Origin of the sequence: Glycomyces sp. TRM65418 (assembly GCF_019710475.1) — a bacterium.
In the GTDB taxonomy this organism is placed as follows: domain Bacteria; phylum Actinomycetota; class Actinomycetes; order Mycobacteriales; family Micromonosporaceae; genus Glycomyces.
Genome location: NZ_JAJFAX010000001.1, coordinates 546,279 through 570,480, shown reverse-complemented (window position 1 = coordinate 570,480; position 24,202 = coordinate 546,279). Strand labels below are relative to the sequence as shown.

Here is a 24,202-nt window from a genome sequence, read left to right as displayed (position 1 = left end):
GGCCCGACCCGTCGACGCCGGGCCCTCTCGCGCGAGGGAGGCCCCGGCGCTACCGTTCTGCCCGTCAGACGAACCGAGGCCCTCCGTCGAGGGCCGCACCGCAAGGAGCGCGCATGCCGATCGACATCGGAACCAAGGCCCCCGGCTTCACCCTCAAGGACCAGAACAACCAGGAGGTCGCCCTGGCCGACTTCCTCGGCGAGAAGGCCGTCCTCCTCGTGTTCTACCCGTTCGCGTTCACCGGCACGTGCGAGGGCGAGCTGTGCGGGATCCGCGACAACCTCGACGCCTTCCAGAGCGACGACGTCCAGGTCCTCAGCGTCTCGGTCGACTCCCCGTTCGCCCACAAGGTCTGGGCGCAGCGCGAGGGCTTCGCGTTCCCGCTGCTGAGCGACTTCTGGCCGCACGGCGCGGTCGCCCAGGCGTACGGCGTGTTCAACGAGGAGAGGGGCATGGCGAACCGCGGCACGTTCGTCATCGACAAGCAGGGCGTCGTCCGCTTCGCCGAGATGAACCCGCCCGGCGAGGCCCGCGACCAGGGCGCCTGGCAGAAGGCCCTGGCCGAGCTGCAGCGCTGACCGAGGCCGCGGGGCCGCCGGGGACGACCGGCGGCCCTTCCTCTTGCCCCTCACATTGACATAGTCGAATGCTTGACATCGGTTGCCGGGTGCGCCAGGCTAGGGCAAACGGTTGCCCCATCGGTGGAACCCGAGCCCGCCGGAGGGCCGCCCGCCCGCCCGCCACCCTCACCCCGAAAGGACATTCGACGATGAACGGTCCTGTCAGACGACTCCTCGCCGCCGGCGCGATCGCCGCGCTGGCCGCCACGGCCGTCCCCGGCGCCGCCGACGCGCACGGCCGCCACGACCTCGGCCGCCAGACCCTCGCCGCGAACGACGGCTGGGCCGCCTACGACGGCGGCACCACCGGCGGCGCCGACGCCGACCGCGACCACGTGTACACCGTGGACACCTGGGCGGAGCTCAAGGCGGCGGTCCAGGGCGACGAGCCCAAGATCGTCAAGGTCGAAGGCGACATCGACGCCTGGACCGACGCCGAGGGCAACGCGCTCACCTGCGAGGACTGGAACGACCCCGGCTACACCTGGGAGCAGTACCTGGCGGCCTACGACCCCGAGGTCTGGGGCTGGAACGCCCCCTCCGGGCCGGTCGAGGAGGCCCGGGTCCGCTCCTACAACGCCTACCGCGAGCACGTGCTGCTGCGGATCGGCGCGAACACGACCATCGTCGGCTCCGGGCGCGCCTCCGTCACCCACGGCGCGTTCTTCATCGGCAACGTCGACAACGTGATCGTCCGCAACCTCGGCGTCCACAACGCCTACGACTGCTTCCCCGCCTGGGAGGGCGACGCCTGGGACGGCGAGTTCGACAACTTCGAGGTCTCCGGTGCCACCCACGTGTGGCTCGACCACCTCACCGTCACCGACGGCACCACCCACGACTACGAGGCCCCGGTGATCTGGGGCAAGCGCGTCGAGCACCTCGACGGCGGCATCGACATCGTGCGCGCCTCCGACCTGGTCACCGTGTCCTGGAACCACATCCGCAACCACGACAAGACCATGCTCATCGGCAACACCGACTCCGACCGCTACGCCGAGGACGACAAGCTGCGGGTCACCATCCACCACAACTGGTTCGAGAACGCCGGCCAGCGCGCCCCGCGCCTGCGCTGGGGCCAGAACCACGTCTACAACAACTACTACACGTACCGCGAGGCCTCGGGGTACCCGTACCACTACTCGATCGGCGCCGGCCGGCACTCGCAGATCTACGCCGAGAACAACGCCTGGGACCTCGAGGGCCTCCCGCCCGCCGTCGCGCTCTACAACTGGGGCGGCGACGCCATGCACATCGAAGGCAGCCTGTTCAACGGCAGGCGGGTCGACCTCCTCGCCGCCTGGAACGAGGCGAACCCCGACGCGCCCATGGCGGACACGGTCACCGAGCTGCCGGTGCTCCACGGCAAGGTCCACGCGACCCGGCTCGTGCCGGTCCTGGTCCCGCTTTGGGCCGGAGCCGGGAAGCTCCGCTGACGGACGCCAGTCGGGCGCACCGGCTCGAACGGCCGGTGCGCCCGGTCAGCGGCGCGGCAGGTCCGCCTCGCCCCACGGGCTGAGGAAGACGTACCGGATCACCGGGTAGCGCTCGCGCAGCCGGGCCTCGGCTTCGCGGCAGGTCCGTTCGACGGCCGCGCCGTCGGCGCCGTCGCGGAAGTCGACCCGGGCCGCGATGAGCACCGACGCGGGCCCGAGCTGCAGCGTCAGGAGCTCCTGCACCGCGTCGATGTCCTCGCCCGTCTCGAGGTCGGCGCGCACGGCCGCGCGGAAGCGCGGCGGCAGGCTCCGCCCGATCAGGAGCGACAGGTTGGCGTGGCCCAGCAGGACCGCGACGACGATGAGCAGCACGCCGATGAGGACCGAGGCGAGCCCGTCGTAGAGGGGGCTGCCGGTGATCTCGGTCAGCCCCAGGCCCACCGCGGCGAGGACGAGGCCGATCAGGGCGGCGAGGTCCTCCAGGAACACCGCCTTCAAGCTGGTGTCCGGCGTGTGCCGCAGGAACAGGCACGGGCGGACCTTCCAGCGCCGGGACTCGCTCCGCAACTGCACGATCGTCCGCGCGAACGAGACGGCCTCCAAGGCGAACGAGATCGCCAGGACCGCATAGGAGAGCAGGTAGTCGCCTCCCGGCTCGTCGTGCATCGAGTGGAAGCCGTGGGTGATGGAGAACAGCCCGCCCGCCACGAACGTGAGCGCCGCGGCGAGCGCCGCCCACATGTAGTGGGTGCTGCCGTACCCGAACGGGTGCGTCTCGTCGGCGGGCTTCACGCTGTTGCGCAGGGCGAGGTAGAGCATGAGCTCGGTGACGGTGTCGGCCGCCGAGTGCGCGGCCTCGGAGACCATCGCGGCCGACCCGCCCAGGAGCCCGGCTACGAGCTTCGCCAGCGCGATGCCGAGATTCATCAGGGCCGCGACGAGCACCGTCAGGACGCTCTCGGACTTCACCTGGGACGCATCGCTCACGGCCCCAGCCTAAGGCAGCGACGGCCGATTCGCGCCCACGACGGGCGAAGGCCGCGGCCGGCCCCGACACCGGCCGCTCCGGCGGCGCTCTCGCGGGCGGATCGTCGGGCCGGGATCGTCCGGGCGCGGTTCTCCTTGCACCGCTTCGCCTCCGCGGCTCGCCCGCGACGCCGGGGCGCGCGTCCGCCGCCGCTGCGGGCCCACCTCGGCGTCCACATGCCGGGAGCTGGGGGAATGGGAGCGATGACATCGATGAATGACGCTCGAATCGTTATCGAGGACGCCTGTACAGCCCTTTGTCTATTGGTTAGATTTACCCTCGTCTTAAGTGGTGTCGGCGGGCCGTCGACGCCAGAACCCCTGACCGCAAGGAGGCGGACGACATGATGCACAAGGTGCAATGGCGCAGAGGCGCCGGACTCGCCGCGACGGCGCTGCTCGGTGCGGCGGCCCTCGCGGCCTGCGGCGGCGGCGACTCCGGCGACGACGGCGCGCTCAAGATGGTCGTCTGGGGCGGCGACCTCGACAAGGAGACCTATCAGGCGCGCATCGACCTGCTCGAGGCCGAGAACCCCGACATCACGATCGACCTCCAGCTCATCCCGTCCGACCAGTACGAGCAGAAGGTCCAGACGATGATCGCCGGCGGCGACGGCCCCGACATCATGCAGGTGGCCGAGAACGTCAACTCCTACTCGTCCAAGAGCCAGCTCGTCCCCCTCGACGAGTACATCGAGTCCTCCGGCCTCGACATGGAGCAGCGCTTCGGGCCCGTCGGCGACCTCTACACCTACGAGGACCAGACGTACGCGATCCCGGACCGCTCGGGCGCGATGATCGTCTACTACAACAAGGACCTCTTCGACGCCGCCGGCCTCGAGTACCCGACGGCCGAGTGGACCCAGGAGGACGCCCAGGCCGCCATGGAGCAGCTGACGATCCCCGGCGAGCAGTGGGGCTACGGCGGCGCCGGCTGGTGGGCCCAGTGGTGGAGCTTCGCCTACCAGAACGGCGGCCAGATCATCGACGACAGCGGCCGGCCCGCGGTGAACTCGCCCGAGGTCGTCGCGGCGCTCCAGTGGGCCAACGACCTGACCCACGTCCACCACGTGGTCCCGACCGCCGCCGAGTACGCGGACATGGGCCCGGACATGGGCGGCGACCCCGCCTTCGCCGCCGGAACCGTCGCGATGAACACCACCGGCTTCTGGGCCATCGGCGGGCTCATCGAGTCCGACATCAACTGGGGCATCGCCCCCATGTGGAGCGGCGAGCAGCAGGCCGTGTCCGCGTTCGGCTCCGGCCTCGCCGTCACCCGCGACAGCGAGAACCCCGAGCAGGCCTTCGAGGCCATCGACTTCCTCACCGACGTCGAGGCGCAGACCGTCATCATCGACAAGGCGCAGGACGTCCCGGCCAACCTCGAAGTGCAGCAGTCCGACGCGTTCCTCAACCCCGAGTGGGCCCCCGAGGGCCTGGACATGGGCGCCTTCGGCGAGTCCTCGGAGTTCATCTTCCGGGCCCCGTTCATCCCCGAGTGGAACGAGATGATGGCGACCTTCGACGACAACCTCGGCACCTTCTGGAACGAGGGCGGCGACGCGAAGACCGAACTGGACAAGATCCAGGCGCAGCTCGAGTCGATCATCGAGTAGGACGCTCCGATGTCGAACGTCGTCGTCGACGAGGCCCCCGGTGCCGCGCGCGAGACGCGCGGCGCCGGGAGGCGTCGCCCCAAGATGTCCGGGCGGCGGAAGAAGGAGGCCCTGTACTTCTGGCTCTTCATCTCGCCGTGGCTGATCGGATTCGTCGGGTTCCTGCTCGGCCCCATGATCGCCTCCGTCTACATCTCGCTGACGGAGTGGGACTCGTTCACGCCGCCCGAATGGGTCGGCCTGGAGAACTACTCGCGCGCGCTCACCGAGGACCCGATCTTCTGGAAGGCGCTCGGGAACACCTTCTACTTCGCGGCGATCTCGGTGCCGCTCGGCCTGGTCGTCGGCGTGTGGCTGGCGAACCTGCTCAACAAGCGGGTCCGCGGCCGCAAGCTGTTCCGCACGTTCATCTACCTGCCCACGCTCGTCCCGCTCGTCGCGACGGCGATGGTCTTCAAGATGGTCCTCGCGCCCTCGGGCCCGTTCAACGACCTGCTCGGCTGGTTCGGCATCGACGGCCCGCAGTGGCTGCTCAGCGCCACCTGGATCAAGCCCGCGCTGATCATCCTGTCCGTGTGGGGCGCGGGCGGCGCGACGGTGCTGCTGCTCTCGGCGATGAACGGGATCCCGCGCGAGCTGTACGAGGCCGCCGAGATCGACGGCGCCAGTCCGTGGCGGCAGTTCTGGTCGGTCACGTTCCCGCAGATCACCCCGGTGATCTTCTTCAACCTCATCATGGGGCTCATCGGGGCGTTCCAGATCTTCTCGCAGGTCTACATCCTCGCGCCCAACAACAACGTGGGCGGCCCCGACAACGCCAGCCAGATGATGGTGACGCTCCTGTTCCAGGAGGCGTTCTCCTTCTACCACTTCGGTTACGCCTCGGCGATCGCGTGGCTGCTGTTCATCGTGATCCTGCTGTTCACCGTGATCGCGTTCCGCACGGCCCGCAAATGGGTCTTCTACGAGACGGAGGTGCGCTGATGGCCGTCGCCTCCCAGACGCCCGACCACGCGGTCGCCGCCGCCAAGGGCCGCCGGGCCGACCGCGACCCCAAGGGCGGCCTCTCCGCGTTCAAGGCCTCGCCCGCGACCTACGCGGTGCTGCTCATCGTCTCGGCGATGTTCTTCGTGCCGTTCGTGCTCATGGTCTCGATCTCCCTCGCGAGCGACCAGACCAGCGCGCAGAACGCGTTCACGGTCCTCCCGACCGAGTTCGAGTGGGGCAACTTCGCGGAGGTCTTCACCGCCACGGGCCTGCCCGTGGGCCGGTTCGTCCTCAACTCGGTCCTCATCGCGACCCTCTCCGCGGTCGGCCAGGTCCTGTCCTCGTCGCTCGTGGGCTACGCCTTCGCGCGGCTGCGCGCCCCCGGCAAGGGCGTCATGTTCATGATCGTGCTCGCCACGATGATGATCCCCGCGCAGATCACGATGATCCCGCAGTTCCTGCTGTTCAAGGAGCTCGGCTGGGTGAACACCTACCTGCCGCTCATCGTCCCGAACTTCTTCACCAACGCGTTCAACGTGTTCCTGGTGCGGCAGTTCGTCTCCCGCATCTCCGGGGAGCTCGACGAGGCCGCGCAGATGGACGGGCTCGGCTACTTCGGGGTCTACCGCAGGATCATCCTGCCGATGATGTGGCCGATCCTGACGGCGATCGCGATCTTCACGCTCACCGCGGCGTGGGGCGACTTCATGGGCCCGCTCATCTACCTCAACTCCGAGGAGTCCATGCCGCTCGCGCTCGGCCTGCAGTACATGACGAGCACGAGCAACGCCATGCAGCTGCCGCCGTGGAACCTCGTGATGGTCGGCTCGATCCTGCTGACGGTGCCGATGATCGCGATCTACTACCTCGGCCAGAAGTACCTCTACGAAATGAACCTCCAAGGCGGAAGTGCAGGAGTGAAGTAAGTGACCGACCTGTCGACGGCGACCGTCGCACTGCGTCCCACAGGGCTCGTGCTCGACGGCCGCGAAGAGGCGCTGCTGTGCGCGTCCCTGTTCTATTTCCGGCTCCCTCGCGAGGTCTGGGAGGCCCGGCTGGCGCAGGTCCGCGCCACCGGCTACCGCGCGATCGACGTCTACCTGCCGTGGAACTTCCACGAGACGTCGCCCGGCGTGTGGGACTTCGAGGGGCGCCGCGACGTCGGCGCGTTCCTCGACCTCGCCCACGAGGCCGGCCTCCTCGTCATCGCGCGGCCCGGGCCGTACATCTGCTCCGAATGGGACGGCGGCGCGCTGCCCGCGTGGCTCGCGCTCGAAGAGGGCCTCGAACTGCGCCAAGCGGAGCCGCGCTTCCTCGCGCAGGTGCGGGGCTGGTTCGACCGGGCCATCCCGATCCTGGCCGAACGCCAATGGGGGCGCGGCGGCGGCGTCGTCGCCGTCCAGCTGGAGAACGAGCTCGACTTCTTCGACACCCGCGACCGCACGGCGTACATGACCGCCTTGCGCGACATGGCGGTCGGGCACGGCATCGACGTGCCGCTCATCGCGTGCGCCGGCCAGGGCGACCTGTTCGGCGCCACCGGCGGCGTCGAAGGGGTCGCCCCGGCGTTCAACTTCTACCCCGACGACCGCTCCGCGTTCATCGAACCCGAGGTCCGCCGGTACGCCGACCTCGTCGCCGATCGGGGCCTGCCGCTGCTGATCACCGAGACCAACCGGAGCCACGCCACGCTGCGGCGACTGCTGTGCTCCGGCGCGACGCTGCTCGCGCCCTACCTCCAGGCGTCGGGCTACGACTTCGGGTACACGCCGTCGGTCGGCAACTGGGGCGACCCGGGCGGGTTCATGACCCACGACTACGACTTCGGCGGCTATCTGTCCCCTGTGGGCGAATCCCGGGCGCAGGCCGCCGAGGCCCGGGTGCTGGCGGCCGTCGCCCGCACGCTCGGACCGGCACTCGCCCGCGCCACGACCACCGAAGCCGAAGGGGTGCACCGTGTATCGGTGACGACCAGCTCATCGCCGTCGCGGCTCGTCCTTGATGGGGGCGGCACGCTCACCGGCGTCCCGAACCTCACCGAGGAGCCGGGCACCGGATGGATCACGACGGCACTCGGGGAGCTCCCGATCGAGCTCGCGCCGCGCTCCTGCGCGCTGGTAGTGCAGGACCTGCCGCTCGCGGGCTTCGGTCTGCCGGGTGTGCTGCAGTTCGCGAACGCCGATCTCGTCGGCGCGGACCAGGACGGGCTCCAGTTCGCCTCGCGGGTACCGAGCACCGTGGCCCTCGCAGCGGACGGTGAAATACCGGTCATCGTCGACCTGGACGCCCCCGCAACGGGGGAGCCGAAACGACACACGGTTCGGGCCGGCTCCACCGCATGGGAAGTCGTGGTACTCCACCCGGAGGACGTGCCCGCTCCCGACGGCACCGCGGGCGTCATCTCTCCGGAACCGCCCGAACCCGAGCCGCTCACCGCCGCGACCCGCCTCGACCTCGAGACCCGCACCGGCGAGACCGAGGCGCACGAACTGCCGCCGACTTCGGAGCAGGTCGGCGTCTACCGCGGCCGCACCCACTACGCCGCGTCCGTCGCCGGACTCACCGAACTGCTCGTCGAGGGCGCGGGCGACATCGTCGACCTCGCCCTCGACGGCCGGGCCGCGGGGACCTTCGCCCGCTTCGGCGCCACCGTCCGCGTGCCGCTCCGAGGCGCCGAGGCGTTCGCCGCGACCGTCGAGACCTGGGGCCACGCGAACTTCGACGACGCCCGCCTGCCGGGCCTCGCGATCGGCTCCCCGCGCGGCCTCGGCCGCGTCTGGTCGGTCGTCGCGAGCGAGGACGTCACCGCACTGTGGACCGTCGACGGCGGCGACCAGTGGGCCGGGGACCCGGCCCCGCTGCGAACCCTCGGCGGCTGGAGCAGCACCCGCATCGGCCTGCCCGCGACCTACCGGCGCCCGCTGCCGGTGGACGGCGTGAGCCATTACGCGCTGCACCTGGACGGACTGGCGGCGCCCTGCGGCGTGACCGTCGACGGCGCCTCCCGCATCGTCAGTCCCGAGGACCCGTGGGTGCACCTGGCCCCCGGCGAGGGCCGGGAGCTGGCGGTCGCCCTGCCGCACTGGCCCGGATCGATCGGGGCCGCGACGCTGCTGCGCCTCGAAGCGGTGCGCGCCTGGGAGGTCGAGCCGCAGCCCGACGATGCGATCCTGGCGCTGTCCCGAAAGGACGGCGCCGGCGAGTCCATCGCGCTGCCGCTCGAACTCGATGCGGGGGAAGAGGTCTGGCTCGACGTCGCGGTCCCCTCCGGCGGCCGCTCGCTGCGGTTCGCGGGCGAGCAGATCCGCATCAGCGCGTTCACCGGCGGGGAACTGCTCGGCCGCGTCTGGCTGGACGACCCGGCCCGCCCGCGCTTCACCGGCGGCGACCCCGGCAGGCTCTGGGTCCCGGGGTCCTGGAACACCGGTACGGTCCGGCTGCTGGTCCGCGGGACCGCAGGCGACCGAACACCGCGCCTGGAGCGCGTGACCGCGGCCCCCGTGCCGGAATGACCGCCCCGCGGAGCGCGAACGGCCGTGAACCGGCGCGCTGACGAGGCCGCAGCACGACCCGGCTCGGCGCGAGCACGCGCCGAGCCGGGGGCAACCTGTGAGGGCCGACCTCCCGCCTCCACGAGCGGGGCATCGGCGGCCGGCCACGAGGCGAGAAGTCTCAGCGCCCGTGCAAGGCCGTCCCCGGCTCGGCCGCGTCGGACGTCGCCTACCGACGAGGCGACCGCGGCGATCGAGGAGCCGTACACGGGCCCGCGTGCACACGTCCTTCTGAACCGCCACCGGCCCCGCCCGAGCGGGCGGGGCCGGTGGCGGCTGTCCGAGACCCGGCCTTCAGGCGCAGGTGAAGCGCTGGGCGGCCGTGTCGGATTCGCGCCGGTACTCGGCGAAGCGCCGCCGCACCTGCTCGATGGCCGCGCCCAGCGGGAACAGGTCCCGCGTGACGAGCTGGTCCTCGTGCTCGGCGGCGACCGGATGCCACCAGACCCCGTCGGCGGTCACCGTCACCTCCGGGATCAACGACTCGACGGTGAGCGCCACGCCGTCCTCCGCGAAGCCGCGCTGGGCGATCGGGCGGATCACCTGGTCGTCGCGGTCGATGCCGACCTCGTCGAGCAGGGCGTGGAACGCCCGGGCCTCGTCCGCGCCGCTCTCTCCGGCCGCGACCGTGGCCGCGACCCGGACGCGGAAGCCCTCGCCGACGGCCGTGCGGATGCCGTCGAGCGCGCGTTGCCAGCTGCCCGCGCCGCGGTGGCGGTCGTGGAGCCCCGGCGTGGCCGAGTCGAGGCTGATCTGCAGCGCCAGCCCTTCCCGGGGCATGGCCTTGAGCATGTCGAGGCGCCTGCCGCGGAAGAGCATCCCGTTGGTGAGCAGCGTGGTCGGCGCCCGCTCGACGCACGCGTGCACGATCCGGTCCAGGTCGAGCAGCAGGAACGGTTCGCCGCCGGTGAGGAAGACCTCGGTGACGCCGTGGTCGGCGCCCTCCGCGACGAGCCGTTCGATCAGCTCGGGGCCGATGGCCTTCCGCTCGGCCTTCGGCGAGGACTTCGCGCAGCAGTAGTCGCAGGCGAGGTTGCAGTCGAAGTTGGTGTAGATCCACAGCCGCGCCCCGGGCCGCCGTTCGGCCGGGACCGAGGCGAGGACGGCGGCGTCGTCGGGGAACGGGCCGCGCCTGATCCGCGCGACCCCGTCCTCGACGGCGACCAACCGGTGGCCGGCCCGCTCGCACCACCGCCCGATCAGGTCGGCGTCGGTCGCGGCGGCCGGGACCTCGACGAGCGAGCCGGCCACCGCGCCGCCGACGCGCTCGACGAGGTCGAGCACGATCCCCGAGGTCACCACCGCGCTGAGATCCCCTGGTCCTCGACCGCCTTGAACAGCGAGGCGTACCGGGCCAGATCGGGCTTCGCCCACGCCCGTTCGAGTCCTTCGAGCTCCATGATCCGGCGGTGCTCCGGCTCGTCCCACGACATCGCCAGCAGCTGCTCGACCCAGAGGCCGTACCGCTCCGGCGGGAGCGAGTCGAGGGCGGTGAAGTTGCAGTGGCAGTAGGCCGGCGAGGTCCAGAACGCCTCCAGCGCGTCGCCCATGAGCTCGTCGGCGCCGATCGCGTCCCAGGTGTTGATCCCGAGCGCCACCGCGTCGGCGTCCTCGTCGAGGAGCACCCGGATCGCGTCGAGTTCGCTGCGGCCGGTGTCGCCGTGCTTGCCGATGTCGGAGTCGAGCCGCACGAGCTCGACGTCCTCGTCGTCGAGCCCGGCCTCGCGCAGGTACTGGACCGGCAGGATCGCCGCCTGCGCCGAGTCGCGCGAGCCGAGGGCGACGCGGCGGCCGCGCAGATCGGCGAGACCGGTGAAGCCGCTCCCGGCCCGCGCGGCGAACACGGTCCGGAACTTCAGGTCGGTGTCGCGCATGGCGAGCGCCTGGCACTTCCCCTGCGTCTGGAGGACGGTGCGGACCCAGGCGAGGTTGGTGTTCCAGGCGACGTCGATCGTCCCGTCGATGAGGGCGTCGACCTGGCGGCCGTAGTTGGAGAACAGCACGAAGTCCATCTCGGCCGGTCCACCCGCGAAGTAGTCGCGGATGCCCTCCCAGATCGGGACCACGTTGGGGGTGTAGGCGACGGCGCCGACGAGCAGCGGTCGATCCATGGTGAGCCTCAGCTTTCGAACAGGGGCAGGCCGCAGACGGCCTTGCCGTAGAAGTCGTAGAGGACGTCGGCGGTCGGGGCCATCACGTGCCCGGCGCGGGCGTCGCGGAAGTACCGCTCCAGGCCGAGGCCCTTCGCGAAGGCCGCGCCGCCGCACACGCGCATCGCGGCGTCGGTGACGTGCAGGGCGGTGTCGTTGGCGAGGGCCTTGACGGCGAGGACGCGGAGCATGGTGCCCTCGTCGGGCGCGGCGAGGCTCCGGGCGGTGGCGTCGAGGTAGGCCTGCGCGGCGGCCAGCTCGATGGACGTCTTGGACAGATGCGCCCGGATGGTCGGCAGCTGCGCGAGCGATTCGCCGAGGTGCTCGAGTCGCGCGCCGGAGGCGTGGCCGACGGCCGCGTCGACGGCGGCCTGCGCCAGACCGAGGGAGACCGCGGCGTTGCCGAGGTTGAACCAGGGCAGGACGGTTTCGAGCATGAGGCCGAATCCGCCTCCGGCGGCGCCGATGCGGTGGCCGGCGTCGGTGTCGAGCGCGAAGGTCATGGGGGAGGAGGCGTTGCCGCGCAGGCCGAGTCCCTTCCACGGGCCCGCGACGGCGATGCCGTCGGCGTCGGCGGGGACGGCGTAGAGGTCGACGCCCTCGGCGCGGCCGGGCGGGCTCTGGGTGGACACGACGTAGACGTCGGCGTGGCCGGCCGAGGTGACGAAGCTCTTCTTCGACGCGAGGGTGACGGTGTCGCCGTCGGCGCTCGCGACCGAGGTCGGCGCCCAGAAATGGGAGCGGGAGCCGGGCTCGGAGAACGCGAGCGTGCCGAGCGCTTCCCCGGAGGCCATCTGCCCCAGCAGCTTCGGCTGCGCGGGCGGCGGCGCGGCGGCCACGGTCATGGCGGCGCTGACGTGCATGAGGTAGACCATGGCGGTCGAGCCGCAGGCGGCGGCGAGCCCGCCCGCCACGCGGACGAGGTCCGCGGGTCCGCCGCCGAGGCCGCCCGCGTCGAGCGGGAGGGTGAGGCCGAGCAGGCCGCTGTCGCGCAGGGCGGTGACCGCCTCGGTCGGGAAGCGGCCTTCGGCGTCGACGTCGGCGGCGTGGTCGCGGGCGGTGCGCAGGACCGGTTCCAGCGCGGCTGAGGTGTCCATTCAATCCCCTTCGGAAGTGGCGGTGGTCTTCGGTGAGGCGCCGACCAGGAGCAGGCCGACGGCGAGTCCGAGCCAGAACGACATGGCGGCGAGGTCGGCCTGGAGCCAGCGTTCGCCATTGGCGGCGGCGATGAGCTGCAGCAGGGCCGCGGCGGCGAAGCCGAGCCCGGCGAGGAGCACGAGGACCCGCACGCCGGTGAGGCCGGCGGCGACGGCGAGCGCGCCGAGGCCGAGCGCGACCGCGATCGACGGGCCGCCGATGGCGATGAACCGGAACTCGTCGAGCCCCTTGAAGGCGAAGACGAGGCTCGCGACGGAGGCGAGCCCGAGGGCCAGCGCGGCCCGGTCGAGTCCTCGGGGGCCGGTCATGACGCCGCCTCCAGGAGCCGGTGGACCCGGCCCGGGCGGTGGTGCCAGACGGGCCGCAGGAGGCCGTCCATGCCGCCGAAGCGCCCGGCCGCGGTCGCGAAGAGCATGAGGTGGACGAGCAGCATGAGCAGGTACGCCCAGTACCACTCGTGCGGGGCGTTGAGCACCGAGAACGTGATGGCGAGCGTCTGGACGAGGCCCAGCAGCGCGAACAGCCTGGTGCACAGCCCGATGAGCAGGAACGCGCCCAACGAGGCCTCGATCGCGAGGACGGCCCAGCCGAAGAGCGTGAAGTTCGGGACCACGACGTGCTCGACGAACCAGGCCCACGGCGCGAGCACCTGGTGCTCGACGCCGAGCAGGGTCCAGCGGTAGAGGCTGCCCCCGTCGTCCTCGCCGAAGTCGGGCGGCACCTTCCAGGAGGTGTTGTCGATCCACAGGAACGCCACGCCGACGCGGGTGGCGGCGATGAGCCACGCGCCGAACCGGGACGGCGGATACGACGCTGTTGTCGTCATCCTCCGAGTACAGCACGCGAACGGCCGCGCGGACCTTACAAGATGCGAAAGCCGCGGCCGGCTACCGGAGCGGCGCGTGCGCGAAGGCGGCCATGCCCTCGGCGAAGCCGGTCTCGGCGCGGAAGCCCAGGGCCTCGGCGGCGAGATCGGGCGAGGCGACGACGTGGCGGACGTCCCCGAGCCGGTACTCGCCGGTGACGACCGGCTCGGGCGCGCCGGGCATCGCGGCGGCGAGCGCCCGCGCCATGTCGCCGACGCTGCGCGGCTCGCCGCTGGCGACGTTGCACGCGCCCTCCCAGGCGCCGTCGAGGGCCAGGAGGTTCGCGCGGGCCACGTCGTCGACGTGCACGAAGTCGCGGGTCTGCGCGCCGTCCTCGAACACCCGGGGGGCCTTCCCGGCCTCCAGGGCGCTGCGGAAGACGCTGGCGACGCCCGCATACGGGGTGTCGCGGGGCATGCGGGGGCCGTAGACGTTGTGGTAGCGCAGGGCGCACACGCGCGCGCCGGATTCGCGGCCGTACAGGAACGCCAGGTGCTCGGTGTGGACCTTGGTGGCGGCGTAGACGTTCCGGGGATCGAGGCGGGCGTCTTCGAAGACCGGCGCCCAGGCGAGGTCGGCGCCGCAGCGGGGGCAGCCCGGCTCGAAGCGCCCGGCGTCGAGGTCGGCCGCGCGGCGGGGTTCGGCGCGGACGTCGCCGTGCTCGGGGCAGCGGTAGCGGCCCTCGCCGTAGACGACCATGGAGGAGGCGATGACGAGGCGGCCGGCGAAGGAGCGCCGCCACAGGGCCCGCAGCAGGTTCGCGGTGCCGCCGTCGTTGTCGGCGACGTAGTCGGCCACGTCGTCGAAGTCGACGCCGAGCCCGACCCGCGCGGCCTGGTGGCAGACCGCGTCCACGCCCTCGACCGCCCGCTCGAGGACCTCGGCGTCGGCGAGGTCGCCGACGATGAGCTCGACCGAGTCGGGGAGGTGGGCCGGGGGCCGCTCGTGGGCGGTGAGGGAGTCGAGGACGACCACGTCGTCGCCGCGCGCGGCGAGCCGCTCGACGACGTGCCCGCCGATGAACCCGGCGCCGCCGGTCACGAGTACTCGCATGGGTCTTGCCTTTCTCTCGGTCACCAGTGCACGCGCAGCGCGGCGGCGAGGGCGACGGCGACGGCCAGTTGGAGGGTCAGCCAGGCCCGTGGACGGTCCAGGGCGCACCCGGCCAGGAGCGTCAGCGGCATGAACGGCTGCCAGATCCGCTCGGTCTCGGAGGAGGACATGCCCGAGAGGTCGGCGATCGCGACGGCCGCGAGGCACGAGCCGACGACGATCCACATGCGGCGGTCGCGCAGGCGCGCGAGGGCGACCGCGATCGCCGGGCCGAGCGCGAGCGCGTACACCGCGGGGTTCGCGACCAGGAAGTACCAGTAGCCGCGGACCGAGGCCACGCCCGCGTAGTAGCGCACGCGCGTGACCTGGAGCCCTTCGAGCCACCAGTAGCCCCACAGGAGCGGCGCGAGCACCACGGCGGCCGCGAGCGCGCCGCCGCCGAGGAGCACGTCCCAGCGCCGCCGCCGCACGGCGACCACGAGGAACGGCAGCGCCAACAGCACCGCGGAGAACGACAGCATGAGCGCCGCACCCGCGAGCAGCCCGCCCGCCGCCGTGAACGCGACGGCGCGCGCGCCGGTCCGGTTGGTCGCCAGGACGAGGCACGCCACGGCGGCGAGCGTGACCCCGGCGAAGACGATGTCGGCGTTGTTGTGCCAGAACGCGGCCGGGACGACGACGAGGAACGGCGCGGCGCGGCGCGCGAGGCGCTCCCCGGCGACGTCGCGGCCGATCGCGAGCGCGGCGGCGATGCCCGCGCCCGCGGCGAGCATGATCACGGCGTTCTGGAAGACGAGCCCTTCGAGGCCGATCTTCGCCGCCGCCCAGAAGAACAGGACGAGCCCGGGCGGGTGGGACTGCAGGTGGACCGGGTAGACGTCGGTGAGCTGCACGTCGGTGTACTGCCGCAGGAACGGCCCGAACCCGCCCGCGTCGTCCACCACGTGGATGCGGCTCCCGTAGTGGTTGTCCAGGTCCTGCCAGGTGAGCGGGTGGGAGTGCGCGAGGGCCAGGGCGAGGCTGAACGCGATGCCGCCGAGCGCGGCCGCGGCCGCCACCGCCCGCCACCGGCCGCGCGCGCTGATCACGGGCAGCACGGCGATGAGCAGCACGCCCACGCCGATCGGGACGAGCAGCTCGACGTCGAGACGCCATTCCCAGCTGCCGAAGAGCGGCATCGCGCCCAGGACGAGGTCCTCGGCGGTGATCGCGTCCTTGTACTGCCCCAACACCCACACGAGGGCGAGGAACAGCGCCCAGGACGCGAGGACGGCGGCCGTCAGGGCCGTGCGGCGGGGCGCGGTCACCGGCGTTCCCCGGTCGGCAGCCGGACGGTGAAGCGGCATCCCCCCGCGGTGTTGGCGACCGCGACCGAGCCCGCGTGGGCCTCGATGAGGCCGCGGCAGATCGCCAGGCCCAGGCCGCCGCCGCGCTCGTCGCGCCGCCGGGCGTCGTCGCCGCGGAAGGCGATGTCGAACACGCGAGGCAGGTCCGGTTCGGGGATGCCGCCGCATTCGTCCTCCACGTGGAGGACGGCGGCGTCCGCGTCGGCGGCCGCCTCGACCACGACGGTGCCGCCCGGCGGCGTGTGGCGGATCGCGTTGTCGAACAGGTTGTCCAGGGCGCGGCAGCACTCGCGCGCGGACACCTCCGCGGGCGGCAGCCCCGACAGCCGCTCGACCACGGTGACGCCCTTGAGGTCCGCGGCGGCGGCGGCCCCGGCGAGGGCGTCGGCGACGGCGTCGCTCAGGTCGACCTTCTCGCCGCCGAGCCGGAGCGCCCCGCTGTGGATGCGGGAGAGCTCGAACAGGTCGTCTACGAGCGCGGTGAGCCGTTCGGCGTCGGTGCGGATCTGCGCGTGGTAGCGCTTGACCGTGGCGTCGTCCCCGCCGACGACGCCGTCGTCGAGGGCCTCGGCCATGGCGCGGATGGTGGCGAGCGGGGCGCGCAGGTCGTGGGAGACCCAGGCGATGAGCTCGCGCCGGGACGCTTCGAGGGCGCGTTCGCGCCGCCGCGACTCGTCCAGCCGGTGCGAGACGTCGGCGAGCTCCCGCGCGAGCGCCGCCAGTTCGCCCGGTCCGGTCACCGCCGGGGCCCGCTCGGCGCTGATGGCGCCGTCGCCGCCGACCATGGTCCGCGCGTACGCGCCGACCTGCTGCGCGCCCGCGCCGATGTCGTCGCCGAGCTGCCATGCCGCGCCGAACGCGACGCCGGAGGCGACGATGAGGACCACGAAGAGCACCACGAGGTCGTGCAGCGAGATGAACATGGCGAGCGCGGCGGTCACCACGCCCGTGGCGGCGACCAGGACCGAGGAGAGCGCGACGGCCATGGTCTGGACGCCCGCGGGCCGGTTGCGCAGGCGCCGCAGCGCGACCCCGCCGATCCCGCCGGCCACCGCGGACGCGACCGCGGCGGTCGCGGCGAGGACGGCGATGTCGCGGGGCGGGAAGTCGAAGCTCACCGCGAGGGCGGTGGCGGCCGCGAGTGCGACGGCGAGGATCAGCAGCGAGCCTCCGCGTCGGCGCCGGCGCTGCTGCATCAGGGCTCCCATCGGTAGCCGACGCCGCGGACGGTGGTCAGGTGGCGGGGCGCGGACGCGTCGTCCTCGACCTTCTCGCGCAGGCGGCGGACGTGGACGGTGACGGTGGAGGTGTCGCCGATGCGCCAGCCCCACACGCTCTCGAGCAGCTCCTCGCGGCGGAACGCCCGCCCCGGATTGGTCAGGAAGCACACCAGGAGGTCGTACTCCTTGGCCGTCAGCGAAACCGGCTCGCCCCCGCGGCTGACGCGGTGCGCGAGCGTGTCGACCTCGATGCCCCCGGCGCTGAGGACCTCGGCGGCCCCGGGCGCGGCGCGGCGCAGGACGGCCCGGACCCGGGCGGCGAGCTCGCGCGGGGAGAACGGCTTGGTCACGTAGTCGTCCGCGCCGAGGTCGAGCCCGGCGATGCGGTCGTCCTCCTCGCCGAGCGCGGTCAGCATGACCACCGGGATGGAGGTGGCCCGGCGCAGGCGGCGGCAGACCTCGAACCCGTCCATGCCGGGCATCATCAGGTCGAGCACGACCAGGTCGGGCAGGGTGGCGAGGGCCCGGCGCAGGCCGGTGGCCCCGTCGGGGGCGTAGTCGACCTCGAAGCCCTCGCGGCGCAGATAGCGGGCGACGACGTCGGCCAGCGCGGGATCGTCGTCGACGACCAGCACGCGCGGGTCGGCATCGGGAACCATGCCCCTACGATGGCCGATGGCGGGCCCCCGCGCCAAGCGACGGGCCGAGACTTTCGCATACCGTAAGCAAACTCCGGGCCTCGGAGGGCCGCGCGCTCAGTAGCATCGGCCTCATGCAGAGGATCCATCTCCTCGTCCTGGCCAAAGCCCCGTTCCCGGGCCGGTCCAAGACCCGGCTCACGCCCCCGCTCACGCCGGCCGAGGCCGCCGCGGTCGCCGAGGCGGCGCTCGCCGACACCCTGGAGGCCGTCGCCGCCTGCGGGGCCGACCGGCGCGTCCTCGCCCTCGACGGCGAGCCCGGCCCGTGGCTGCCCGAGGGCTTCGAGGTCGTCCCGCAGGCGGACGGCACCTTCAACCAGCGGCTCGCCGCGGCCTGGGCGCACGCGGGCGGGCCCGGCCTCCAGATCGGCATGGACACCCCGCAGATCACCGCCGCACTGCTCGACGCGTCGCTGTCCGCGCTGGTCGACGGCGGGCGCGACGCGGCGCTGGGGCCGGCCGAGGACGGCGGCTGGTGGGCCCTGGGCCTGCACCGCCCGCACCCGGACGCGTTCCGGGACGTCCCGATGAGCCGCGCCGACACCGGCCTGCGGCAGCTCGAGCGGCTCCGGGCCCTCGGCCTGACCGTCGCCGAGCTCCCGGCACTGCGCGACCTCGACGACATGGAGGACGCCCGCGCCATCGCCCGCCTCGCCCCGCGCACCCGTACCGCCGCGGTGCTGTGCGACCTGGCGCCGCCCGAGGAACCGGAGGTCGACGTCGTCCTCCCGGTGCTCAACGAGCGCGACGCGATCCCGTGGGTGCTCGAGCGGATGCCCAAGGGCTACCGGGCGATCGTGGTCGACAACGGCTCCGACGACGGCTCGGCCGAGATCGCCGCCGAGTACGGCGCCCGCGTCGTGGCCGAGCCGCGCCGCGGCTTCGGCGCGGCCTGCCACGCCGGGCTCGCCGCCGCCACCGCACCCGTCGTGTCCTTCATGGACTGCGACGCCTCGCTCGACCCCGGCGACCTCCCCGCGGTCTGCGGGCCCGTCCTGGACGGCGAGGCCGACCTGGTGCTCGGCGCCAGGGACGCCGAGGCCGGGGCGCTGGCCCCGCAGAACCGCGTCGCCAACCGCTACCTCGCCCGGCAGGTCCGCCGCTACTGCGGCGCGCGCGTCACCGACATCGGCCCGATGCGCGCCGCCCGCCGCGACGCCCTCCTCGGCCTCGGCATCGCCGACCGCCGCTCCGGCTGGCCGCTCGAAATGGTCCTCCGCGCCGGACACGACGGCTGGCGGATCGCCGAAGTGGCGGTCCCGTACCGGCCCCGGGTCGGCAGGAGCAAGGTCACCGGCACCGTCGGCGGGACCCTCCGCGCGATCAAGGACATGCGGGCCCAACTGGCCCTGGCCCGAGCACGAATGCGATGAGGAGCACGAATTGAACGATCCGTCCCGGCCCCGGGCCGACATCGGCGTCTTCGGCGGCACCGGCTTCTACCGTTTCGCCGACGACGCGGAGACCCACGAGATCGCGACCCCGTGGGGGCCGCCGTCCGCACCGGTCCACATCGCCGCCTTCGGATCCACGCGCGTGGCGTTCCTGCCCCGCCACGGCGCCGGCCACCGCTTCCCGCCCCACCGCGTCAACTACCGCGCCAATGTGGACGCGATGCGGCGGCTGGGGGTGCGGGCCCTCGTCTCCCCGTTCGCGGCCGGATCGCTGCGCCCCGAGATCCGACCCGGCGAGTTCGTCGTCTGCGACCAGATCGTCGACCGCACGTGGGGCCGCGAGTCCACCTTCCACGACGAGTTCGAGGACGGACCCGTGCACACCCCCTTCGCCGAACCCTACGATCCGCGCCTGCGCCGGGTCGTGCTCGACGCGGCCGCCGAGGTCGGCGTCCGCGCCCACGACGGCGGCACCGTCGTCGTGATCAACGGGCCCCGCTTCTCCAGCCGCGCCGAGTCCCGCTGGCACCGCGACGCCGGCTGGCACGTCGTGAACATGACCCAGTCCCCGGAGGCGCCCCTCGCCAAGGAGGCGGGGCTGCCCTTCGTCGGCATCGCGCTGGTCACCGACTACGACGCCGGGCTCGACGAGGACCCGGACGTCGAACCGGTGACGCAGGAGGCGGTCTTCGCGGTCTTCGAGGCGAACCTCCACAAGGTCCGCGAGCTCCTGCACGCGGCGATCCCGAACCTGGCCTGACCGCGCAGCCGGAAGCGGGCGCCGTCCGGTGTGGACGGCGCCCGCTCGGTTCGGCGCTACATGAGGCCGAGCGCGATGGCGATGAGGCCGGCGGTGGTCATGAGGAGCGCCGAACCGGGGTGCATCCAGATCGACGCCCGGAGGTCGTGCTTGCGCCAGACGAACCACACGCCGGGGAGCAGGAAGACGATCTTCGACAGGACCGTCCAGGGCGCCCAGAAGTGGTACACCGAGAACAGGACCGTGTTGAACAGCGGCGCCCACCCGCCCAGCTGGGGGAGCCGGGGGAGCAGGAAGCCGCGGAAGTAGTACTCCTCGACGAGCGGCAGCGAGAACCCGGTGAACGGCAGGCAGACCAGCAGGGTGACCAGGAGGAAGGACTGCGAGTACGCGTCGAGGTAGGCGGTGGCGCTGCCGCCGGCGCCCTCGAAGGGCACCCAGGTGAAGGCCCACTCGTACACGAGGTTGTCGAGCGGGACGAGCGCGAGCGCCACCACGGTCATGTAGACCATGAGCCCGATGCCGATGGCGGTGATCCCGCCGCGCGAGAACGGCTTGTCGCGGTAGTGCAGCACGCCGCGCAGCGAGTACCGGCCGTTGCGCCTGCGGCCCAGCCACAGCAGGCCGAACTGGAGTGGCGCGAGCACCACGGTCAAGGCGATCGCCCAGGCGAGGAAGATCGGGTAGTCGATCGCCTTCGTGATCGGCTGTCCGATGAGGTAGTAGGCCGCGACGATCAGGGCCCCGGGGACGAGGTGCAGCGCGATCGACAGCGGCACCGAGTGGCGGTCGGCGAGCAGCCGCTCGACGATCCGGTCGGTTCGAGCGGCTTCGGTCGCGGTCGTGAGGTGCGGTGTGCGTTCCATGCACCAGAGGTTCGACCTGTCGGCTGACACGGCCCTGACACGTCGCCGCCATGACCCTGACAGCCCGCACGACCGCTTCGGCCTCCATGGCACGGGCAGGCCATGCTGGAGCGGACCGAACCGATCGAACCGTGGAGCCGAACATGCGCGCAGCCGAGCGTGACCAGAGCCGGAAGCGGCCGCACCCCGCGGTCATGGCGGCGCTCTTCGCGGCCCTCGGCCTCGTGCTGGCGCTGTTCGCAGTGGCGTTGCACGCGAACGCGATGGCGTTGATCGACGGTTACCGAGCCACGAACGGCCAGGCCGGCGTGCCCGGCACGGTGACCGTGGAGCGCGCCGTCGACGTCAAACAGGGCCGCGCCTGCACGGGCACGTTCGTCCCCGACGACGGCGGCCCCGCGGTCGAGGTCCGCATCGAGCTCCCGGGTCGATGCGAAGTGGGTCAGGAGGCCGAAGCCCACCTGATCGAGGGCCGGACCTCGCTGTTCAGAGGCTATGACGAACCCCGGGCCTGGGCGGCCGGAGCGAAGACCTGGGCCGCCTACATCCCGCCGGTCATCCTCTTCGGACTCCTGAACCTGCCTGCGCTCCTCGTGGTCGTCATCCTGCTGAACACCCTCCTCAAACGCCTCCTCCGCCCGAGCGAGGGCCCGGCGGTCTGACCGTTCGGCCCGCACGAGCAGCGCGTTCACTCGGCGGCGGGAGCCGGTTCCCCCGCACGGGGGATCTCGCGGCAGCGCCCGCCGGGAAGGCTGGTGTGGAGGCCGGCTCCAGTCCGGCCCTCACCGAGCGAAGGAGCCGACATGTCCACGACGACCGAAGCGTCGCAGCATCCGACCGACGAACCGCCGGAACGCGCCTCGCGGCGATCATGGCGTTCCCGGGCCGCACCGGCCGCCGCCGTATGGTCCGTCCTCGCCTGCGTGGCGGGCCTCTTCTGGGCCACCGGCGCCGCCGACAGCCCCTTCGGCGTCAACGACCGGCGGGCAGCGGACGTCTGGTCCTATTTCGAAGGCCTCCAGTCGGAGCCGATCGGCTGGGCGACATTCCTCATCGGACTCACCGGCCTCCTGACCGTCCTGGCCGGCCGGCTCCTGCCGCATCACCGCTGGCCGGCGATGCCGGCCGCGTGCCTGAGCCTGGTGCTGCTGCTGATCGTCCCCGACGTGCGCGTGCTGCAGAACTTCACCTACCTGTTCTTCGGCCACACGGGCCTGTGGGACCTCGCCCTGGGCGCGATGGTGGTCTCGATCGTCGGCGGCGTCCTGTGGGCGCTGGCGGCCGTCGCGCAGCTGTCCCGAGGCCGGAGCCTCCTCGCGGCGGCCCGCGCGCCGCGCTGGGGAGCGGCGGTGACCTACGCGTCCGCGCTCCTCGCGCTGCCCTACCCGCTGGTGCGGCTCTCCTGGGCCGTGGGGCTCCCGCTCGGCGTCCCGGACGGCTACGTCGACACCATGACCGGACTGGAGCGTCTGGGGTTGGCCGTGCTCTTCGGGGGCCTGCCGATCGCCGGGGCGGTCTTGACGCTCGGGCTGGTCCGGCCCTGGGGCGAGGTCTTCCCCCGCTGGATTCCCGTGCTGCGCGGGCGACGGGTGCCCATCTGGGCCGCCGTGGTGCCGGGAGCCTGGGTCGCGATCATCCTCCTCCAGGGAGGCATGCGGGTCACCACGGTGACCGTGGGCGCGCTCGACGACATGACCTGGAGCAACTGGGGCGAAGGCCTGCCCGGATTGTTCTTCCTGCCCTGGGGCGCGACCCTCGCGGCGGCGGTCTACGCCTACGCGATCCGCCGAAGCCGACACGACCTCATGAGCGGCCGTTCACACCCGCGGCGCACATGACGGCCGACCTGCGGGCGGGCGAACCAACAGGCCATGGGCATCGGCGGCCCGTTCGCCCGCCTCCCGGCATGCGGAAATTGACGAGGCGCCTCGCGCCTGCCGCGCTCTAGGCTGGAACCGTCTCTGCCTGCCGACCGGCAAGCCAACGTTTTCCAGCGCACCTCGGGAGCCTCGCCGCATGACCGCCACCGCGTCCCACACCGCCCAGCGCCGGTTCGCCGGACCGCGCATGGTCGTCGTCGCCACGATCGCCCTGGGCCTGACCGCCCCGGGCCAGACCGCGTCGATCTCGGTCTTCCTCGACCCGATGATCGCGGAGATCGGCGTCTCCCGCACCGCCGTCTCCACCGCCTACATGGTCGGCACCCTCACCGGCGCGCTCGCCCTGCCCTGGATCGGCCGGGCCGTGGACCGCTACGGCACCCGCACGACCATGGCCGTGGTGGCCACCGCCTTCAGCCTCGCCCTCGTCGGACTCTCCTTCGCCCAGAACATCATCGGCCTCGGCGCGGGCTTCATCGGGATCCGGATGCTCGGCCAGGGCGCGCTCGGGCTGTGCGCCGCCACCCTGGTCTCGCGCTGGTACGACAAGCGCCGCGGCACCGTCCTGGGCCTGCAGGGCGCGATCGGCGGCGGCATCATCTCGATCTCGCCGGTGATCCTCGAACGCGTCATCGCCGCCACCGACTGGCGCACCGCCATGCACCTCGAAGCCGCCGCCGTCGCGCTCATCGTCGTCCCGCTCGCGGTCCTCCTGGTGCGCAATCGCCCCGGCGACATCGGCCAGTTCGTCGACGGCGACCCGGCCAACGAGCACGCGAGCACCGCCGAGTGGGGCATGACCCGCGGCGAGGCCATGCGCCACCCCTACTTCTGGGTCCTGGTCGCCTCCGTGGGCACCGCCGGGTTCTTCGGCACCGCCATCGGCTTCCACCAGATCGCCCTGCTCGGCGAGCAGGGCCTGTCCGCCACCGAGGCGGCCGCGAACTTCCTGCCCCAGACCATCGCCGGCACCCTCGCGACGCTCCTGCTCGGTTACCTGGTCGACCGGGGCCGCCCCCGACTGCTGCTGGCCGCCTCCATGCTCGGTTTCGCCCTCGCGGTCGCCTGGGGCACCGCCGTGGAGCCGGGCTGGTCCGCGCTCGGGTTCGGCCTCGCCATCGGCGCGGCCGGCAACGCGTTGCGCTCCATCGAGAGCGCCATGACCCCGCGCCTGTTCGGCACCGCCCACATCGGATCGATCCGCGGCGTGGTCGCCTCGGTCACCATCGCCGCGGTCGCGTTCGCCCCCCTGCTGTACTCGCTGTTCCACGACTGGACCGGCTCGTTCCGACTCGTCCTGTGGCTGTCCACGCTCGTCCCGCTGGCGGTCATGATCGCCGCGCTCGTCACGCCGCTCCCGCACCCGGCGAGCAGGCCGGAAGCGGACACGAGGGTCTAGGGCCGGTTCCGCCTCGGCCTCGATCGGCCGGCGCTCGTCGGCCGCCGGGACGGGCTCGCCGCCGCCTGCCGCTGCGCGCAGGAGCTCCGCCAGTTCCAGTACGACCCGGCCGGCTGACGACGGCGAACCTGCGCCACTCGATATGAGCGCCGACCGCCTGTCCCGGCCATCCGGTC

General features: G+C 72.6%; 22 protein-coding genes. 11 read left to right on the top strand and 11 right to left on the bottom strand.

From position 1 onward, the window contains the following. Positions 1-113 precede the first annotated feature (113 nt). The gene (locus K3N28_RS02615) at positions 114-578 is read left to right on the top strand and encodes a peroxiredoxin (RefSeq protein ID WP_228090915.1); all 465 of its coding nucleotides are present in this window, start codon (positions 114-116) and stop codon (positions 576-578) included. A 191-nt stretch (positions 579-769) separates the two neighbouring features. After that, entirely contained in the window at positions 770-2,056 is a 1,287-nt protein-coding gene (locus K3N28_RS02610; RefSeq protein ID WP_228090914.1) for a polysaccharide lyase family 1 protein, read from the top strand. 45 nt (positions 2,057-2,101) lie between these two features. Here K3N28_RS02610 and K3N28_RS02605 read toward each other — a convergent pair whose 3' ends face one another. Next, positions 2,102-3,043: a cation diffusion facilitator family transporter gene (locus K3N28_RS02605; RefSeq protein ID WP_228090913.1), complete on the bottom strand. Its 942-nt coding sequence runs from the start codon at positions 3,041-3,043 to the stop codon at positions 2,102-2,104. Positions 3,044-3,426: 383 nt separating this feature from the next. On the opposite strand from K3N28_RS02605, the gene K3N28_RS02600 reads away from it, so the two are divergent. From K3N28_RS02600 to K3N28_RS02585, 4 genes are all read left to right on the top strand, one after another. Beyond that, positions 3,427-4,698 carry a sugar ABC transporter substrate-binding protein gene (locus K3N28_RS02600; protein ID WP_228090912.1) on the top strand — a complete coding sequence of 424 codons (1,272 nt, stop codon included), beginning with the start codon at positions 3,427-3,429 and terminating at the stop codon, positions 4,696-4,698. Positions 4,699-4,782: 84 nt separating this feature from the next. Then, positions 4,783-5,682, top strand: a complete 900-nt coding sequence (locus K3N28_RS02595; RefSeq protein WP_374209677.1) for a carbohydrate ABC transporter permease — start codon at positions 4,783-4,785, stop codon at positions 5,680-5,682. Continuing rightward, positions 5,682-6,611 (top strand): carbohydrate ABC transporter permease, encoded by a 930-nt coding sequence (locus tag K3N28_RS02590; RefSeq protein WP_228090910.1) that lies wholly within the window; start codon positions 5,682-5,684, stop codon positions 6,609-6,611. The genes K3N28_RS02595 and K3N28_RS02590 overlap by 1 nt, the downstream gene beginning before the upstream one ends. Beyond that, positions 6,612-9,197, top strand: a complete 2,586-nt coding sequence (locus K3N28_RS02585; RefSeq protein WP_228090909.1) for a beta-galactosidase — start codon at positions 6,612-6,614, stop codon at positions 9,195-9,197. 333 nt (positions 9,198-9,530) lie between these two features. On the opposite strand, the gene K3N28_RS02580 is transcribed toward K3N28_RS02585, so the two are convergent. The 9 genes from K3N28_RS02580 to K3N28_RS02540 all read right to left on the bottom strand — a co-directional run bounded on the left by K3N28_RS02580 (position 9,531) and on the right by K3N28_RS02540 (position 17,688). Continuing rightward, entirely contained in the window at positions 9,531-10,523 is a 993-nt protein-coding gene (locus K3N28_RS02580; RefSeq protein ID WP_374209676.1) for a radical SAM protein, read from the bottom strand. A gap of 8 nt (positions 10,524-10,531) precedes the next feature. Next, positions 10,532-11,347, bottom strand: coding sequence for a phosphate/phosphite/phosphonate ABC transporter substrate-binding protein (locus K3N28_RS02575; RefSeq protein ID WP_228090907.1), 816 nt, complete (start codon positions 11,345-11,347; stop codon positions 10,532-10,534). A gap of 8 nt (positions 11,348-11,355) precedes the next feature. After that, a complete protein-coding gene (locus K3N28_RS02570) occupies positions 11,356-12,483 on the bottom strand; it encodes an acyl-CoA dehydrogenase family protein (protein ID WP_228090906.1) in 1,128 nt (375 codons plus the stop codon). Continuing rightward, entirely contained in the window at positions 12,484-12,852 is a 369-nt protein-coding gene (locus tag K3N28_RS02565; protein WP_228090905.1) for a hypothetical protein, read from the bottom strand. Continuing rightward, positions 12,849-13,370: a DoxX family protein gene (locus K3N28_RS02560; RefSeq protein ID WP_228090904.1), complete on the bottom strand. Its 522-nt coding sequence runs from the start codon at positions 13,368-13,370 to the stop codon at positions 12,849-12,851. Before K3N28_RS02560 ends, K3N28_RS02565 begins: the two co-directional genes overlap by 4 nt. Before the next feature lie 61 nt (positions 13,371-13,431). Then, positions 13,432-14,463 (bottom strand): NAD-dependent epimerase/dehydratase family protein, encoded by a 1,032-nt coding sequence (locus K3N28_RS02555; protein WP_228090903.1) that lies wholly within the window; start codon positions 14,461-14,463, stop codon positions 13,432-13,434. A gap of 20 nt (positions 14,464-14,483) precedes the next feature. Next, a complete protein-coding gene (locus K3N28_RS02550; protein WP_228090902.1) occupies positions 14,484-15,770 on the bottom strand; it encodes a hypothetical protein in 1,287 nt (428 codons plus the stop codon). Continuing rightward, complete coding sequence (locus K3N28_RS02545; protein WP_228090901.1) at positions 15,767-17,005, bottom strand: sensor histidine kinase KdpD; 1,239 nt, start codon at positions 17,003-17,005, stop codon at positions 15,767-15,769. Before K3N28_RS02545 ends, K3N28_RS02550 begins: the two co-directional genes overlap by 4 nt. Continuing rightward, positions 17,005-17,688 carry a response regulator transcription factor gene (locus K3N28_RS02540; RefSeq protein WP_228090900.1) on the bottom strand — a complete coding sequence of 228 codons (684 nt, stop codon included), beginning with the start codon at positions 17,686-17,688 and terminating at the stop codon, positions 17,005-17,007. The genes K3N28_RS02545 and K3N28_RS02540 overlap by 1 nt, the downstream gene beginning before the upstream one ends. Before the next feature lie 113 nt (positions 17,689-17,801). On the opposite strand from K3N28_RS02540, the gene K3N28_RS02535 reads away from it, so the two are divergent. Next, the gene (locus tag K3N28_RS02535) at positions 17,802-19,100 is read left to right on the top strand and encodes a DUF2064 domain-containing protein (RefSeq protein WP_228090899.1); all 1,299 of its coding nucleotides are present in this window, start codon (positions 17,802-17,804) and stop codon (positions 19,098-19,100) included. A gap of 10 nt (positions 19,101-19,110) precedes the next feature. After that, positions 19,111-19,881: an S-methyl-5'-thioadenosine phosphorylase gene (locus tag K3N28_RS02530; protein ID WP_228090898.1), complete on the top strand. Its 771-nt coding sequence runs from the start codon at positions 19,111-19,113 to the stop codon at positions 19,879-19,881. 56 nt (positions 19,882-19,937) lie between these two features. Here K3N28_RS02530 and K3N28_RS02525 read toward each other — a convergent pair whose 3' ends face one another. Further along, entirely contained in the window at positions 19,938-20,747 is an 810-nt protein-coding gene (locus K3N28_RS02525; protein ID WP_228090897.1) for a CPBP family intramembrane glutamic endopeptidase, read from the bottom strand. Positions 20,748-20,890: 143 nt separating this feature from the next. Between K3N28_RS02525 and K3N28_RS02520 the strand changes: the two genes are divergently transcribed. From K3N28_RS02520 to K3N28_RS02510, 3 genes are all read left to right on the top strand, one after another. After that, positions 20,891-21,409 (top strand): hypothetical protein, encoded by a 519-nt coding sequence (locus K3N28_RS02520; RefSeq protein WP_228090896.1) that lies wholly within the window; start codon positions 20,891-20,893, stop codon positions 21,407-21,409. A 141-nt stretch (positions 21,410-21,550) separates the two neighbouring features. Continuing rightward, positions 21,551-22,585, top strand: coding sequence for a hypothetical protein (locus tag K3N28_RS02515; RefSeq protein ID WP_228090895.1), 1,035 nt, complete (start codon positions 21,551-21,553; stop codon positions 22,583-22,585). Between the two features lie 178 nt (positions 22,586-22,763). Then, a complete protein-coding gene (locus K3N28_RS02510) occupies positions 22,764-24,026 on the top strand; it encodes an MFS transporter (RefSeq protein WP_228090894.1) in 1,263 nt (420 codons plus the stop codon). Positions 24,027-24,202 lie beyond the last annotated feature (176 nt).